A 15252-nucleotide genomic window follows, 5' to 3' on the forward strand; every position below is an offset into this window, starting at 1 on the left:
TTTTTACATAGAGAAGTCTGTTGCTAATAATGATAGATTCATGCAACTTAATCAGTCAGTGTTTATAGCATCCCGCCTAATGGGTTCTGGCATATACGAAACAGGGAAATAGGGCTGACATGAATCACAGTGCGCGACGCAAGATGCTGAAGTTCTTCGGAACATTCATGGTGGTATTGCTCCCCGTGGTACTGGCGTTATGGTTTGCTCACATCCGGGCGATGTCCGAAACCCGTAATCAACTCAGCTCTTTTGCTCAACTGGTGTTAAATAAAACGGAATTGGTGATCTTCCAGGCCGATTTAGCGCGTGATATGGCCCAGTTGTACCAGGGTAAGATGTGTACTCCTGCCCATCAGAAAAGTATGCTGAATATTATTCGTGGTCGTTTATATATCAGTGAGCTAATTTATGCGCAGGGCGATCATTTTTTGTGCTCTACGTCAATGATGCCGCGAGTCCCATATATTATGGCGACAGCCGACTATAAACGCGCGCCGGACGTCTCCATCTATTACTACCGCGATACCCCCTTTTTCGCTGGCTACAAAATGACGTACATGCAACGGGGAAACTACGTTGTCGTCATCAATCCATTATCTTACAGCGAAGTCATGTCTGATGATCCAGATCTGTCCTGGGGGGTGTATGACACGGTAACGGATACCTTTTTCTCTTCCAGCGAAGGGGCGAATATTGCGCAATTCTCGCCGCTGATACGCGATGAGGCCTCAACATTCCAGCAGGGCGAGCGCTTCTATACCATCGTACATTCAGGAAAACGACCCATCGCGATTATTGTTTCGACCTCTGACGCTCGTGTGAATCAGATTTTCTATCATGAGGCGGCGTTAACGATCCCCTTTGGGATTATCTGCAGCATCCTGATACTGCTCATGTGGTGGCGCACGCGTCAGGAATACCTCTCTCCCCGCCGCTTATTAAAACGTGCGATCAAGAAACGTCAGCTTTGCCTGTACTACCAGCCGATCATTGACATCAAAAATGGACAATGTGTCGGGGCGGAGGCTTTGCTACGCTGGCCAGGCTGTAAAGGTGAGGTGATGAGCCCAACGGAGTTTATTCCGCTGGCGGAAAAAGAGGGAATGATTGAGCAGATCACGGATTACGTTGTTGAGGAAGTCTTCAACGATTTGGGGTATTTTCTTTCGGCGAATCCTCAGTTGTCTATCTCGATTAACCTCTCTGCTTCTGACTTTCATTCATCACGACTGATTGCCCTGATTGCTGAAAAAAATCATGAGTACTCCGTGGCGGCCCAGCAAATTAAAGTTGAGGTGACAGAGCGTGGCTTTATCGATGTACATAAAATGACGCCCATCATCCAGGCGTTCCGCCAGGCCGGTTTTGAAGTGGCGTTTGACGATTTTGGCACGGGATATTCCAACCTCCATAATTTGTCAGCATTGAATATCGATATCCTGAAGATCGACAAATCGTTTATTAGCACGCTGGCCACTAACAGCACCAGTCACTTGATTGCCGAACATATCATCGAGATGGCGCAAAGCTTAAACCTGAAGACGGTTGCGGAAGGGGTGGAAACGGCGGAGCAAATCGCGTGGTTGCTTGAACGCGGCGTACAGTATTGCCAGGGCTGGTATTTTGCGAAGGCGCTGCCGCCGCAGGAGTTCATGGATTGGATAAAACACTCGCCCGCCATACTGACGCAGAGCGGGCAATAATTTTACAGGCGGTGGCGGTAATCGCTGGGAGTACGATCAAACTCTCGGCGAAATACGCGCGAGAAGGTTTGCTGCGATACATAGCCAAGATCCATCGCAATATCGAAAATAGGCCGTTCGGTCGTCCGTAGTTCAACGGCGGCCAGCAGAAGCCGACGTTGGCGGATGTAGTCACCCAGCGTCTGGCGCATCACCGTGCGGAACATTCTCTGCAAATACCACTTTGAGTAACCTGATTTTTTCGCAACCGCCTCAATGTTCAGCGGTTGATCGATATGTTCATCAATCCATTCAATAAGGGTCTGAATAATCTGCTGATGGGACATAGAGTTGCCTCTTTCTCAGTGTTCGATTCGTCGTTTTGTCTGTGGGCGAGTATAATTCCTCAAGTTAACTTGAGGTAAAGCGATTTATGGAAAAGAAATTACCCCGGATAAAAGCGCTGCTCACACCAGGTGAAGTTGCAAAGCGTAGCGGTGTGGCGGTATCGACCCTGCATTTCTATGAAAGCAAAGGATTAATCAGCAGTATGCGCAACAGCGGCAATCAGCGTCGATACAAACGCGATGTGTTGCGTTATGTAGCGATTATCAAGATTGCCCAACGTATCGGCATTCCACTGACCACCATCGGCGACGCGTTAGGCGTATTACCTGAAGGGCATTCGCTCAGCGCCAAAGAGTGGAAGCAACTCTCTTCGCAATGGCGCGAGGAGTTAGACCGACGCATTCATACTCTGGTGGCGTTACGCGATGAACTGGATGGGTGTATTGGCTGCGGCTGTTTATCCCGCAGTGATTGCCCGTTGCGTAACCCCGGCGATCAGCTTGGCGAGCAGGGGACCGGGGCGCGCCTGCTGGAAGACGATTGATTGGTATAAAACTAAAGCGCCACAGAGGGCGCTTTAGTTTGGTTCCGGTCTTTGTCTTTCACTCTATCCCGCTGGTTCACGGGAGGGTTTCCCCCGACATCAACACCCCTCAGTCGAGCACGTTTGGGGAGGTTCCGGTCTGTGTTGATAAAGTAAGTGTAAGCCACCCCGTTCTATTTGCCAGTGAATTGATTGCTTTTTAGCCAAAAAATTTTCTGTATCTTCATGCATTTTTTTGCGCGAGCAGACGTGAAAAATAAATGCAAATCTTGTAATAACTCAGCGAAATTTGTTGCCAGATTGCGCATTGACGATAACGTTTGCGCATCGTCTGGCTATTTATTGCGCATTATAAGAAGAAATGAGTAAAAAGCGGCAAAGTTCAGTTGAAAACCAACGTATGATCGCTGGATAATCGTTTGCTTTTTTTTATCACCCGTTTTTTATGCGCGGAGCTAAACGTTTGCTTTTTTGCGACACCCCTATTGACGCAAAGCTGGCACATGGAGAAATCGTTTAGCAGGCAGTGGATTGTCCACCACGCATAATGACGAAAAAATAAACTCTCAGGGGATGTTTTCTATGTCTACGCCTTCAGCGCGTACCGGCGGTTCACTCGACGCCTGGTTTAAAATTTCGCATCGCGGCAGTACCGTTCGTCAAGAAGTCGTTGCCGGATTAACGACGTTCCTGGCCATGGTCTACTCCGTTATCGTCGTTCCGGGGATGCTGGGTAAAGCCGGATTCCCGCCTGCCGCTGTGTTTGTGGCAACCTGTCTGGTTGCGGGCGTCGGTTCTATTGTGATGGGCCTGTGGGCGAACCTGCCGTTGGCGATTGGCTGCGCCATTTCGCTGACCGCGTTTACCGCATTCAGCCTGGTGCTGGGACAACATATTAGCGTGCCTGTGGCGCTGGGCGCGGTGTTCCTGATGGGGGTTCTGTTTACCATCATTTCTGCGACCGGTATCCGTAGCTGGATCCTGCGCAATCTGCCGCAGGGCGTTGCGCACGGTACGGGGATTGGTATCGGCCTGTTCCTGCTATTGATTGCGGCCAATGGCGTTGGTCTGGTGATTAAGAACCCGCTGGACGGCCTGCCGGTTGCGCTGGGCGACTTCGATACTTTCCCGGTGATTATGTCGCTGGTTGGTCTGGCGGTGATTATTGGTCTCGAAAAACTGAAAGTACCGGGCGGCATCCTGCTGACCATTATCGGTATCTCCATCGTCGGCCTGATTTTCGATCCGACCGTGCATTTCTCCGGTATTTTTGCCATGCCGTCTCTGAGCGATGAAAACGGCAACTCGCTGATTGGCAGCCTGGATATTATGGGCGCACTGAACCCGATCGTACTGCCGAGCGTGCTGGCGCTGGTCATGACCGCTGTCTTCGATGCGACCGGAACCATCCGCGCGGTAGCCGGACAGGCGAATCTGCTGGATAAAGACGGACAAATTATCGATGGCGGCAAAGCGCTGACCACCGACTCCCTGAGCAGCGTGTTCTCTGGTCTGGTAGGGGCCGCACCAGCGGCGGTTTACATTGAATCCGCAGCGGGTACGGCGGCAGGTGGCAAAACTGGCCTGACGGCGATCACCGTTGGCGTATTGTTCCTGCTGATCCTGTTCCTTTCTCCGCTTTCTTATCTTGTTCCTGTTTACGCAACGGCGCCTGCGCTGATGTATGTGGGGCTGCTGATGCTGAGTAACGTGGCGAAAATCGACTTTGCTGACTTTGTCGACGCGATGGCGGGTCTGGTCACTGCTGTATTTATCGTGCTGACCTGTAACATTGTTACCGGCATTATGATTGGTTTTGCTACCCTGGTCATTGGTCGCATTGTCTCTGGCGAATGGCGCAAACTGAACATCGGTACGGTGGTGATTGCTATCGCGCTGGTGGCCTTCTACGCGGGCGGTTGGGCTATTTGATTTTGCTTCGATGACGCTCCTGAAAACGGGTGGCTCAGGCCGCCCGTTTTTATTTTCAGAACACACTCGTTGTCTTTTGCGTTACTCTCAAGTAGATAGAATTAAGGCACGACGCCTTTATCACCAATCATAAGAAACATCGCAAACAGGGAACGCATGGAAATCTTTTTCACCATACTCATCATGACCCTTGTGGTCTCGCTGTCGGGGGTATTTACTCGCGTATTGCCCTTCCAACTCCCATTACCCCTTATGCAGATCGCCATCGGCGCCTTGCTGGCGTGGCCGACGTTTGGTTTGCATGTGGAATTCGATCCTGAGCTGTTTCTGGTTCTGTTTATCCCGCCGCTGCTGTTTGCCGATGGCTGGAAGACGCCAACGCGTGAGTTTCTGGAGCACGGGCGAGAGATTTTCGGCCTTGCGCTGGCGCTGGTTCTGGTCACGGTGGTCGGGATTGGCTTTATGATTTACTGGCTGGTGCCGGGGATCCCTCTCATCCCGGCTTTTGCGCTGGCGGCTGTGCTGTCGCCAACCGATGCCGTCGCCCTTTCCGGTATTGTAGGTGAGGGGCGTATCCCGAAGAAAATCATGGGCATCCTGCAGGGCGAAGCGTTGATGAACGACGCGTCCGGCCTGGTCTCGCTGAAATTTGCCGTGGCCGTGGCGATGGGCACGATGGTATTTACCGTCGGCGGCGCGACGGTTGAGTTCTTCAAAGTGGCGATTGGCGGCATCCTGGCCGGTTTTGTCGTCAGTTGGTTATACGGACGCTCCCTGCGTTTTCTTAGCCGCTGGGGCGGTGATGAGCCAGCAACGCAAATCGTCCTGCTGTTCCTGCTGCCGTTTGCGTCTTATCTGATTGCGGAACACATCGGTGTTTCAGGCATTCTCGCGGCGGTTGCTGCCGGGATGACGATTACCCGCTCTGGCGTGATGCGCCGCGCGCCGTTGGCGATGCGTTTACGTGCTAACAGCACCTGGGCGATGCTGGAGTTTGTGTTTAACGGCATGGTCTTCTTGTTGTTAGGACTGCAGTTGCCGGGCATTCTGGAGTCATCTTTGGCGGCGGCGGAAGTCGATCCGAACGTTGAAATCTGGATGCTGTTTACCGATATCGTGCTGATTTATGCCGCGCTGATGCTGGTACGTTTTGGCTGGCTGTGGACCATGAAGAAGTTCAGCCTGCGCTTCCTGAAGAAAAAGCCGATGGAGTTTGGCTCCTGGACGACGCGTGAAATCCTCATTGCCTCCTTTGCGGGGGTTCGCGGGGCTATTACCCTCGCCGGTGTGCTCTCCATTCCGCTGTTGTTACCGGATGGTAGCGGCTTCCCGGCGCGTTATGAACTGATCTTCCTCGCCGCGGGCGTGATTCTGTTCTCGCTGTTTGTCGGCGTGGTGATGCTGCCGATTCTGCTGCAACATCTGGAAGTAGCGGACCATTCGCAACAGCAAAAAGAGGAACGCATTGCCCGCGCTGCCACGGCGGAAGTAGCGATTGTCGCGATCCAGAAAATGGAGGAGCGTCTGGCTGCGGATAGCGAAGAGAACATTGATAATCAGCTGCTGACCGAGGTGAGTTCCCGTGTTATTGGTAACCTGCGTCGTCGCGCCGATGGGCGAAACGATGTAGAAAGCTCAATGCAGGAAGAGAACCTGGAGCGACGGTTCCGTCTGGCGGCGCTGCGTTCAGAACGCGCCGAGCTTTATCATCTGCGCGCCACGCGTGAAATCAGCAATGAAACGCTGCAAAAGCTATTGCACGATCTGGATTTGCTGGAAGCGCTGTTGATCGAGAACCAATAAACGGTAGCACGATGTAGGCCGGATAAGGCGTTCGCGCCGCATCCGGCGAAAGATGTGCCTGATGGCGCTGCGCTTATCAGGCCTACAAAAAATTATCCATCATGTAATTTGCGAGCCGCTTTCCTGAACTGATCTGCTTGTCTTGTCGATTCCCTCTTTTCTCCATACGGTTGAGAAAAGGGGGAAACATGTCCAACTATCGACGAAATTACATCAACGGAGGAACCTGGTTTTTTACGGTGAATCTGCAGGACCGTCGAAGCCAGCTTCTGACAGCCAACATTCACGCGCTTCGGTGTGCAATCGCTGCGGTCAAAACGGCCAGACCATTTCGGATCAATGCCTGGGTCGTATTGCCTGAGCATATGCATTGCATCTGGACGTTGCCTGAAAATGACGCTGATTTTTCATCCCGCTGGCGGGAGATTAAGAAGCATTTCACCCGATCATTGTCTGCCCGACATATTTGGCAACCTCGCTTTTGGGAACACACTCTCCGCGATGAGCACGATTATCGCCAGCATGTTGATTATATTTACATTAACCCAGTGAAGCACGGGTGGGTAAAACAGGTGCAGACATGGCCTTTTTCAACATTTCATCGCGATGTGAGGCGTGGTTTGTTCCCGCAAAATTGGGCAGGTGAAATAATGGATTTTAATGCGGGTGAACGTGCCTGATGGCGCTACGCTTATCAGACCTACGGGGTCGCACGATGTAGGCCGGATAAGGCGTTTGCGCCGCATCCGGCATTTTACGACTCCTGCGTTAACCAAAACCCTTCGCAGCATTTCAGCCACGCCTGAGCGCTGTGCGACAGATACACACCTTCGCGCCAAATCATACCCAACTGCCAGCGTAAGTCGCTTTCCAGAGGGATCCAGCGCAGCGTTTGCTTATCCAACCGCTGGCAAATCGGCTCCGGTAAAATGGCGATCCCGACGCCGGCCTGGACCATTGCCGCCAGAAAATCCCACTGTCCGCTACGCACAGCGATACGCGGTTTTACGTTGTGCTGGTTAAACAACTCAAGCAGTTGACGGCTCAACGCGAAATCTTCGTTGTATATAAGCAGCGGATGCTCCGCCAGCGCTTCGGGGGAAATGGAGTCGCACGTTGTCCATTGACCGGAGCGGGGGACCAGCACGCAGAGCGGATGACTGAAAAGCGGTAAGGTCGCCAGACCGCTTTCTTCTTCAACCGGTAGCGCGGTCATTGCAACATCCAGATCGCCGTTCATCACCGCCTGTTGGACGGTTAAACCGCCAAATTCAGACACCTTCAGTTCCACGCCGGGATAACGCTGGCGAAAAAGGCTGATGGGGCCAGCCATCAACATACCAACCATGGGCGGGATACCGAGGCGCAGTATTCCCTTGTTGAGGTGATTAATGTCGCTGAGTTCTGCTTCGAGTTGGCGAAACTCGGCGAGGATCGCCAGGCCGCGTTCGAACACGACCTGTCCGGTATCGGTTAACAACAACCGCCGCCCGTCGCGGATGAGCAACGTGCAATTAAGCTCGTCTTCAAGGTTCTTCAACATTTTGCTGATGGTGGGCTGGGTGACAAAGAGCTTCTCCGCTGCGCGGGTAAAGCTCTGCTGACGCACCACCTCAACAAAATATCGCAGCGTTCTGATATCCATGATTATTCCTTAAGACTATGCCTGCAATGATTTTAATTCATTTCAGTCCTGGACGGGGGCTCTCTATACTGGCGCTCTCTATTTTTTAAGGACATACCCTCATGGCTGTGGCGATAAGCCGCGTGACGCCTGCCGTTATTCATCGACTCCAGATCCCTGTTCAGGTTCTGTTGTACGCAGGTCTCTTTGTTTTTGCTCAATACCTTGTCTCCTGGCTGCATCTGCCGCTTCCTGCCAACCTGGTTGGGATGGTGCTGATGCTGGCGTTGATTGTCTGCCGGGTTATCCCGCTGAACTGGATCCGCGCGGGTGCTCGCTGGTTACTGGCTGAAATGCTGTTGTTTTTTGTCCCGGCGGTGGTCGCCGTCGTTAACTATACGCAACTGCTACTGGTTGATGGCTGGCGTATTTTTGCCGTTATTGCGCTAAGTACGATGATGGTGCTTGGCGCAACGGCATGGGTCGTGGATAAAGTGTATCGCTATGAAATGAGCAGGTTAAATCGTGAGTAATTTCCAGTTAAGCGTGCTGTGTCTGGTGATTACGCTGGGCATCTATTTTGCCAACAAGCGCCTGTATCGCCGCTTTCGTAAATTACCGCTGATGCCGTTAGTGCTTACTCCGGCGCTGTTGGTGCTGATGTTGGTCTTTGGACATATCTCCTGGCAAAACTATATTGGTGAATCGCACTGGCTGCTATGGCTGCTAGGTCCTGCAACCATTGCCTTCGCCGTTCCGGTCTATGACAACCTCGCCGTGATTAAACGTCACTGGATGTCGCTGACGGCGGGTGTGGTTACGGCGACACTGGTGGCGGTCACCAGTTCCGTCTGGTTGGCGCGCCTGTTTATGCTGCCTGATGAAATTCAGCGCAGTCTGGCGGTGCGGTCCGTCACTACGCCATTTGCGCTGGCGGCGGCAGAGCCATTGGGTGGTCAACCGGATCTGGTGGCATTGTTCGTGGTCGTGACTGGCGTATTCGGGATGGCGGTCGGCGATGTGCTGTTTTTGCGGCTCTCTATTCGCGAAGGGATGGCGAAAGGCGCAGGTTTTGGCGCTGCATCGCACGGCGCAGGCACGGCTCGCTCATATGAGCTTGGCCAACAGGAGGGCGTAGTGGCTAGCCTGGTGATGATGCTTTCTGGCGTGGTGATGGTGCTGGTAGCGCCGCTGGTTGCAAGGCTGATGTTCTGAGAGAGGCAGTAATCCTCCGGCCCGGAAGCCGGAGGAGAGGGAAGATTAGTGCGCGCGACCTTGTTCTACGCCATACCCGGTTTGGGAACGGATGAACTGAGCACGGAACTGCTCGCGTTCGCGGTTACCTTCTTCTGAGTTATCGGTAGCAGAGAAGAACCAGATCCCGAGGAACGCTACGCTGATGGAGAACAGCGCCGGATATTCATACGGGAAAATGGCTTTTTCGTGACCCAGGATTTGTACCCAAATTGTTGGGCCAAGCACCATCAGCACGACGGCCGTCAGCAGACCTAACCAGCCGCCCATCATTGCGCCACGCGTGGTCAGTTTTGACCAGTACATGGAGAGCAGAATGATAGGGAAGTTACAGCTGGCTGCGATAGCAAATGCCAGTCCCACCATGAAGGCGATGTTCTGGTTTTCGAATAGCACGCCGAGCACGATGGCAATCACACCCAGCACCAGTACGGTAATTTTCGATACCTTCAGCTCTTCGCGCTCGGTTGCGCCTTTGCGGAATACGTTGGCGTACAGGTCGTGAGAAACTGCCGATGCCCCCGCCAGCGTCAAACCAGCAACCACTGCCAGAATGGTGGCAAACGCCACTGCCGAGATGAAGCCGAGGAACAGGTTCCCGCCCACCGCATTCGCCAGATGTACCGCCGCCATGTTGTTACCGCCGATAAGCGCGCCAGCAGCGTCTTTATACACAGGGTTGGCACCAACCAGCATGATCGCGCCAAAGCCGATGATAAAGGTCAGGATGTAGAAATAACCCATAAAACCGGTGGCATAGAACACGCTCTTACGCGCTTCTCGGGCATCGCTGACCGTGAAGAAACGCATCAGGATGTGCGGCAAGCCCGCCGTACCAAACATCAGGCCGAGACCTAACGACAGCGCGGAGATCGGATCTTTCACCAGCCCGCCCGGACTCATAATGGCTGAACCTTTCGGGTGTACCGCCATCGCTTCGGTGAACAGATTGTTGAAGCTAAAGCCGACGTGCTTCATCACCATAAAGGCCATAAAGCTGGCACCGAACAGCAACAGAACGGCTTTGATGATCTGTACCCAGGTGGTTGCCAGCATGCCGCCAAACAGGACGTACATCATCATCAATACGCCAACCAGTACGACGGCAATGTGGTAGTTCAGGCCAAACAGCAACTCAATCAGCTTACCCGCGCCGACCATCTGCGCGATCAGATACAGCGCGACTACCACCAGGGAACCACAGGCCGAGAGAATACGAATTGGACCTTGTTTCAGGCGATAAGAGGCCACGTCGGCAAAGGTGTAGCGACCCAGGTTACGCAGACGTTCAGCAATCAGGAACAGGATAATTGGCCAGCCGACCAGAAAGCCGAGCGAGTAAATCAGTCCGTCATAACCGGAGGTAAAGACCAGCGCGGAAATCCCGAGGAACGATGCAGCAGACATATAGTCGCCCGCAATCGCCAGCCCGTTCTGGAAACCGGTGATGTTACCGCCAGCGGTGTAATAGTCATTGCGCGAACGTACGCGCTTAGACGCCCAGTAGGTAATACCAAGCGTAAAGATGACGAAAATCAGGAACATGATAATCGCCTGCCAGTTGGTTGGCTGGCGTTGGACTGCTCCGCTTATAGCATCCGCCGCGTTTGCGGCGAAGGGCAGCGTGGCGGCAAGCGCCGTCAGGACTCTCTTCATGATGCTTTAACCTCGTGCAGAACCGCATTGTTCAGGCGATCGAATTCACCGTTTGCCCGCCAGATATAGATCCCGGTCAGGATGAAGGAGATAAGGATCACGCCGACCCCAATCGGAATACCCCGGGTGACGCTGGTTCCCGCGTGCAGCGGAGTACCCAGCCAACCAGGCGCAAAGGCAATCAGTAAAATAAAGCTGATGTAAACTGCCAGCATGATGATGGACAGAATGGTGGCAAACCGTTGCCTTTTTTCAACTAACTCCCTGAAACGCGCACTGTCTTCTATCCGCTGATAAATATTGTCATTCATCACAGAGCTCTCCAGAGGTCCCCTGCGTCTTTCGCGCTACAGGTTCGTTGGCCGCACTCGCCCACCCCAGTCACATAGTGAACTATGCTCCTGAGGATGTGCTCGCTTGCCGCCTTCCTGTAACACGAAATCCTTTGGGGGAGGGTTTTTATATTCCCTCCCGCTCAGGGGAGGGGTAGGGATAGGATTTGTAGGCCCGATAAGCAGCGCGCCATCGGGCATTTCACGGTTATGGTTATGATGGCATCGCGATGGCCTGCTTCTCTTCGAGCAGTTTCTCAACGACGCCTGGATCGGCGAGGGTTGAGGTATCGCCCAGATTGCTGGTATCGCCCGCCGCGATTTTGCGCAGAATGCGGCGCATAATTTTGCCGGAGCGGGTTTTCGGCAGTGAATCGGTCCAGTGCAGCACATCTGGCGTTGCCAGCGGGCCAATTTCTTTGCGTACCCAGTTGCGAACTTCTGCATACAACTCAGGCGACGGCTCTTCACCGTGATTCAGCGTGACGTAGGCGTAGATCGCCTGGCCTTTAATATTATGCGGAATACCGACCACCGCGGCTTCGGCAATCTTCGGATGCGACACCAACGCCGATTCGATTTCTGCCGTGCCCAGACGGTGACCAGAGACGTTTAGCACATCGTCCACGCGTCCGGTGATCCAGTAATAACCATCTTCATCACGGCGTGCGCCGTCGCCGCTGAAGTACATATTCTTGAAGGTGGAGAAATAGGTCTGTTCAAAACGTTCATGATCGCCAAACAGCGTTCTCGCCTGGCCTGGCCACGAATCAATAATCACCAGGTTGCCTTCGGTCGCGCCTTCCAGCGGATTACCTTCGTTATCGACAATCGCAGGCTGCACGCCAAAGAACGGACGGGTTGCGGAACCGGCTTTCAGCTCAGTGGCGCCCGGCAGTGGGGTGATCATGAATCCACCGGTTTCGGTCTGCCACCAGGTATCAACGACCGGACATTTTTCGTTGCCGATCTTCTTCCAGTACCACTCCCACGCTTCCGGGTTGATTGGCTCGCCAACGGAACCCAGGATGCGCAGCGACGAACGGTCAGTACCTTCAATCGCTTTATCGCCTTCTGCCATCAGAGCGCGGATGGCGGTCGGTGCGGTATACAGAATATTGACCTGGTGCTTGTCTACAACCTGCGACATTCGTGCCGGAGTAGGCCAGTTGGGCACGCCTTCGAACATCAGCGTGGTTGCGCCGCAGGCCAGCGGACCGTACAGCAGGTAGCTGTGCCCGGTTACCCAACCTACGTCAGCGGTACACCAATAGATATCGCCCTGATGGTAGTCAAACACGTACTTAAAAGTGGTTGCGGCGTAGACCAGATATCCGCCGGTGGTGTGCAGCACGCCCTTCGGCTTGCCGGTTGACCCGGAGGTATACAGGATAAACAGCGGATCTTCGGCGTTCATCTCTTCCGGCTGATGTTCCGGGCTGGCTTTCTCGATAAGATCGGACCACCACAGGTCACGACCTTCCTGCCATTCTGTTTTTCCACCGGTACGTTTGAGAACGATAACGTGTTCGACGCTTTTCACGCTCGGGTTTTTCAGCGCATCATCGACGTTCTTTTTCAACGGGATAGCGCGTCCGGCGCGTACGCCTTCATCGGCAGTGATCACCAGACGTGAATTGGAGTCGATGATACGTCCGGCGACGGCTTCCGGTGAGAAACCACCGAAGATGACCGAATGCACCGCGCCAATACGGGCACAGGCCAGCATGGCGACCGCAGCTTCCGGCACCATCGGCATATAAATTGCCACTACATCACCTTTTTTAATGCCTAAATCCAGTAACGTATTGGCAAAACGACAGACATCGCGATGCAGCTCGCGGTAGGTAATATGTTTGCTTTGGCTGGCGTCGTCGCCTTCCCAGATGATGGCGGTACGATCGCCATTTGCCTGCAGGTGACGGTCAAGGCAGTTCGCTGCCAGGTTTAACGTGCCATCCTCATACCATTTAATAGAGACGTTGCCTGGCGCAAACGAGGTGTTCTTCACCTGGCTGTACGGCTTGATCCAATCAAGAATTTTTCCCTGCTCGCCCCAAAATGTGTCGGGTTCGTTAACAGACTGCTGGTACTTCGCTTCGTACTGCTCCGGATTTATCAGGCAACGATCCGCAATGTTTGCGGGAATAGCGTGTTTATGTATTTGGCTCATGGCTTTTGTTCTCCTTGTAGGATGTTAATAATATGTCGCATAAACGTTAAATGTAGGGGCTTTGCGAGTTTTGTTTAGTATTTGGGCGGCAGATCACGCAATAAACGAATTGTGCAAATTAGCGACAAACTGAATTTTGAAGAGAACTAGCAAAAATTGATTAATTCTCGCGATAACATGAGGTTATCTGAAAATTGTTGAAAAGGTGATCTGCCTCAGAATTAAACAAAAGAGTGAGGGGTTTGAGGGGGTAACTAACTCTAAAGTGGTATTTTACATACACTTACAATTGATTAAAGACAACATTTTCAGTGTGGTTTCTTGTTACAAATTGGGGGGAGCAATGTCATGACAGTATTCGTGTGGTTGCTGTTATGGAAAACAATAAAAGAACCGCCATTGCAGATAATGGCGTCATCTGGATGAGACCCCTATGGCAAGGACAAAATCACGCGTACGCCGTTTCTTCAGCCTGTTATTACCTTTATTATTTATCTCTGCTGTTCACGCTGAACAAACTCCTGTACCCGCAAAGACCGTCACCGTTGAAGCGAAGAATGAAACCTTCGCCCCTCAGCATCCCGATCAATATCTCTCCTGGAAAGCCACGTCTGAGCAATCAGCCCGTGAAGATGCGCTGGCAGAAGATCCGCGTCTGGTGATCCTGTGGGCGGGATATCCATTCTCGCGCGATTACAACAAACCGCGCGGGCACGCGTATGCGGTGACCGATGTACGTGAAACTTTACGTACCGGCGCACCAAAAACGGCCGAAGACGGCCCGCTGCCGATGGCCTGCTGGAGCTGTAAAAGCCCGGATGTGGCGCGTCTGATCCAGAAAGACGGTGAAGATGGTTACTTCCACGGTAAATGGGCGCGCGGCGGTCCGGAAATTGTTAACAACCTCGGTTGTGCAGATTGCCATAACACCGCGTCGCCGGACTTCGCCAAAGGCAAGCCAGAACTGACACTGTCGCGTCCTTACGCTGAGCGCGCGATGGAAGCTATCGGCAAACCATTTGAGAAAGCTGGTCGCTTTGATCAGCAATCCATGGTCTGCGGCCAGTGCCACGTGGAGTACTACTTCGACGGTAAGAACAAAGCCGTTAAGTTCCCGTGGGATGAGGGCATGAAAGTCGAGAACATGGAGAAATACTACGACACCATCGCCTTCTCTGACTGGACTAATTCCCTGTCCAAAACCCCGATGCTGAAAGCGCAGCACCCGGAGTATGAAACCTGGAGCGCGGGCATTCACGGTAAGAACAACGTGACCTGTATCGACTGCCACATGCCGAAAGTGCAAAACGCGGAAGGTAAGATCTATACCGATCACAAGATTGGCAATCCGTTCGATAACTTCGCCCAGACCTGTGCGAACTGCCACACCCAGGACAAAGCGTCCCTGCAAAAAGTGGTCGCCGAGCGTAAACAGGCCATTCATGACCTGAAAATCAAGGTTGAAGATCAACTGGTACATGCGCATTTCGAAGCGAAAGCCGCATGGGATGCGGGTGCGACCGAAGCGGAAATGAAGCCGATTCTGGAAGATATCCGTCACGCGCAATGGCGCTGGGACCTGTCTATCGCCTCACACGGCATCCATATGCACGCGCCGGAAGAAGGTCTGCGGATGCTGGGTAGCGCAATGGATAAAGCCGCCGACGCGCGTACCAAACTGGTTCGTCTGCTGGCGACCAAAGGCATCACGCATGAAATCCCGTTACCGGATATCTCTACCAAAGAGAAAGCCCAGGCGGCGATTGGTCTGAACATGCAGCAAATCAATGCTGAGAAGCAGGACTTCATCAAAACGGTGATTCCGCAGTGGGAAGAGCAGGCGCGTAAAAACGGTCTGTTAAGCCAATAACCCCATTCCGCCCCGTAAGGGGCGGATAACT

13 protein-coding genes are annotated in these 15252 nt (G+C 53.0%); 8 read left to right on the forward strand and 5 right to left on the reverse strand.

Annotated features, from left to right (window positions below):
- The first annotated feature begins 119 nt into the window (after positions 1-119).
- Positions 120-1706 (forward strand): EAL domain-containing protein, encoded by a 1587-nt coding sequence (locus FDW96_RS11360; RefSeq protein WP_137365712.1) that lies wholly within the window; start codon positions 120-122, stop codon positions 1704-1706.
- Positions 1707-1708: 2 nt separating this feature from the next.
- Here FDW96_RS11360 and soxS read toward each other — a convergent pair whose 3' ends face one another.
- Positions 1709-2032, reverse strand: coding sequence for a superoxide response transcriptional regulator SoxS (gene soxS / locus FDW96_RS11365; protein ID WP_005132611.1), 324 nt, complete (start codon positions 2030-2032; stop codon positions 1709-1711).
- Between the two features lie 86 nt (positions 2033-2118).
- Between soxS and soxR the strand changes: the two genes are divergently transcribed.
- The 4 genes from soxR to FDW96_RS11385 all read left to right on the forward strand — a co-directional run bounded on the left by soxR (position 2119) and on the right by FDW96_RS11385 (position 6992).
- The gene (gene soxR, locus FDW96_RS11370) at positions 2119-2577 is read left to right on the forward strand and encodes a redox-sensitive transcriptional activator SoxR (RefSeq protein ID WP_137365713.1); all 459 of its coding nucleotides are present in this window, start codon (positions 2119-2121) and stop codon (positions 2575-2577) included.
- 582 nt (positions 2578-3159) lie between these two features.
- Positions 3160-4509, forward strand: coding sequence for a guanine/hypoxanthine transporter GhxP (gene ghxP / locus FDW96_RS11375; RefSeq protein WP_137365714.1), 1350 nt, complete (start codon positions 3160-3162; stop codon positions 4507-4509).
- 156 nt (positions 4510-4665) lie between these two features.
- Positions 4666-6312 (forward strand): Na+/H+ antiporter, encoded by a 1647-nt coding sequence (locus FDW96_RS11380; protein ID WP_061382687.1) that lies wholly within the window; start codon positions 4666-4668, stop codon positions 6310-6312.
- Positions 6313-6500: 188 nt separating this feature from the next.
- Positions 6501-6992, forward strand: coding sequence for a transposase (locus FDW96_RS11385; protein ID WP_042312972.1), 492 nt, complete (start codon positions 6501-6503; stop codon positions 6990-6992).
- Positions 6993-7066: 74 nt separating this feature from the next.
- Here FDW96_RS11385 and FDW96_RS11390 read toward each other — a convergent pair whose 3' ends face one another.
- Positions 7067-7957 (reverse strand): LysR family transcriptional regulator, encoded by an 891-nt coding sequence (locus tag FDW96_RS11390; protein WP_038636290.1) that lies wholly within the window; start codon positions 7955-7957, stop codon positions 7067-7069.
- Positions 7958-8058: 101 nt separating this feature from the next.
- Here FDW96_RS11390 and FDW96_RS11395 point away from each other — a divergent pair, with 101 nt between their 5' ends.
- A complete protein-coding gene (locus tag FDW96_RS11395) occupies positions 8059-8469 on the forward strand; it encodes a CidA/LrgA family protein (protein WP_042312969.1) in 411 nt (136 codons plus the stop codon).
- Complete coding sequence (locus FDW96_RS11400) at positions 8462-9151, forward strand: LrgB family protein (RefSeq protein WP_003031745.1); 690 nt, start codon at positions 8462-8464, stop codon at positions 9149-9151. Before FDW96_RS11395 ends, FDW96_RS11400 begins: the two co-directional genes overlap by 8 nt.
- A 45-nt stretch (positions 9152-9196) precedes the next feature.
- On the opposite strand, the gene actP is transcribed toward FDW96_RS11400, so the two are convergent.
- The 3 genes from actP to acs form a co-directional block, all read right to left on the reverse strand.
- The gene (gene actP, locus FDW96_RS11405) at positions 9197-10846 is read right to left on the reverse strand and encodes a cation/acetate symporter ActP (protein ID WP_042312968.1); all 1650 of its coding nucleotides are present in this window, start codon (positions 10844-10846) and stop codon (positions 9197-9199) included.
- On the reverse strand, positions 10843-11157 hold the full coding sequence (locus FDW96_RS11410; RefSeq protein WP_006688274.1) for a DUF485 domain-containing protein: 315 nt from the start codon (positions 11155-11157) through the stop codon (positions 10843-10845). The genes actP and FDW96_RS11410 overlap by 4 nt, the downstream gene beginning before the upstream one ends.
- 235 nt (positions 11158-11392) lie before the next feature.
- Entirely contained in the window at positions 11393-13351 is a 1959-nt protein-coding gene (gene acs / locus FDW96_RS11415) for an acetate--CoA ligase (RefSeq protein WP_137365715.1), read from the reverse strand.
- A gap of 433 nt (positions 13352-13784) precedes the next feature.
- Here acs and nrfA point away from each other — a divergent pair, with 433 nt between their 5' ends.
- A complete protein-coding gene (gene nrfA, locus FDW96_RS11420) occupies positions 13785-15221 on the forward strand; it encodes an ammonia-forming nitrite reductase cytochrome c552 subunit (RefSeq protein ID WP_038636304.1) in 1437 nt (478 codons plus the stop codon).
- The last annotated feature ends 31 nt before the right edge of the window (positions 15222-15252 follow it).

The sequence above is a fragment of the Citrobacter sp. TBCS-15 genome, from assembly GCF_005280815.1.
In the GTDB taxonomy this organism is placed as follows: domain Bacteria; phylum Pseudomonadota; class Gammaproteobacteria; order Enterobacterales; family Enterobacteriaceae; genus Citrobacter; species Citrobacter werkmanii.

Coding starts and splice junctions, on each gene's coding strand:
- FDW96_RS11360 (WP_137365712.1), top strand. CDS start 120: ATGAATCACAGTGCGCGACGCAAGATGCTGAAGTTCTTCGGAACATTC.
- soxS (WP_005132611.1), bottom strand. CDS start 2,032: ATGTCCCATCAGCAGATTATTCAGACCCTTATTGAATGGATTGATGAA.
- soxR (WP_137365713.1), top strand. CDS start 2,119: ATGGAAAAGAAATTACCCCGGATAAAAGCGCTGCTCACACCAGGTGAA.
- ghxP (WP_137365714.1), top strand. CDS start 3,160: ATGTCTACGCCTTCAGCGCGTACCGGCGGTTCACTCGACGCCTGGTTT.
- FDW96_RS11380 (WP_061382687.1), top strand. CDS start 4,666: ATGGAAATCTTTTTCACCATACTCATCATGACCCTTGTGGTCTCGCTG.
- FDW96_RS11385 (WP_042312972.1), top strand. CDS start 6,501: ATGTCCAACTATCGACGAAATTACATCAACGGAGGAACCTGGTTTTTT.
- FDW96_RS11390 (WP_038636290.1), bottom strand. CDS start 7,957: ATGGATATCAGAACGCTGCGATATTTTGTTGAGGTGGTGCGTCAGCAG.
- FDW96_RS11395 (WP_042312969.1), top strand. CDS start 8,059: ATGGCTGTGGCGATAAGCCGCGTGACGCCTGCCGTTATTCATCGACTC.
- actP (WP_042312968.1), bottom strand. CDS start 10,846: ATGAAGAGAGTCCTGACGGCGCTTGCCGCCACGCTGCCCTTCGCCGCA.
- FDW96_RS11410 (WP_006688274.1), bottom strand. CDS start 11,157: ATGAATGACAATATTTATCAGCGGATAGAAGACAGTGCGCGTTTCAGG.
- acs (WP_137365715.1), bottom strand. CDS start 13,351: ATGAGCCAAATACATAAACACGCTATTCCCGCAAACATTGCGGATCGT.
- nrfA (WP_038636304.1), top strand. CDS start 13,785: ATGGCAAGGACAAAATCACGCGTACGCCGTTTCTTCAGCCTGTTATTA.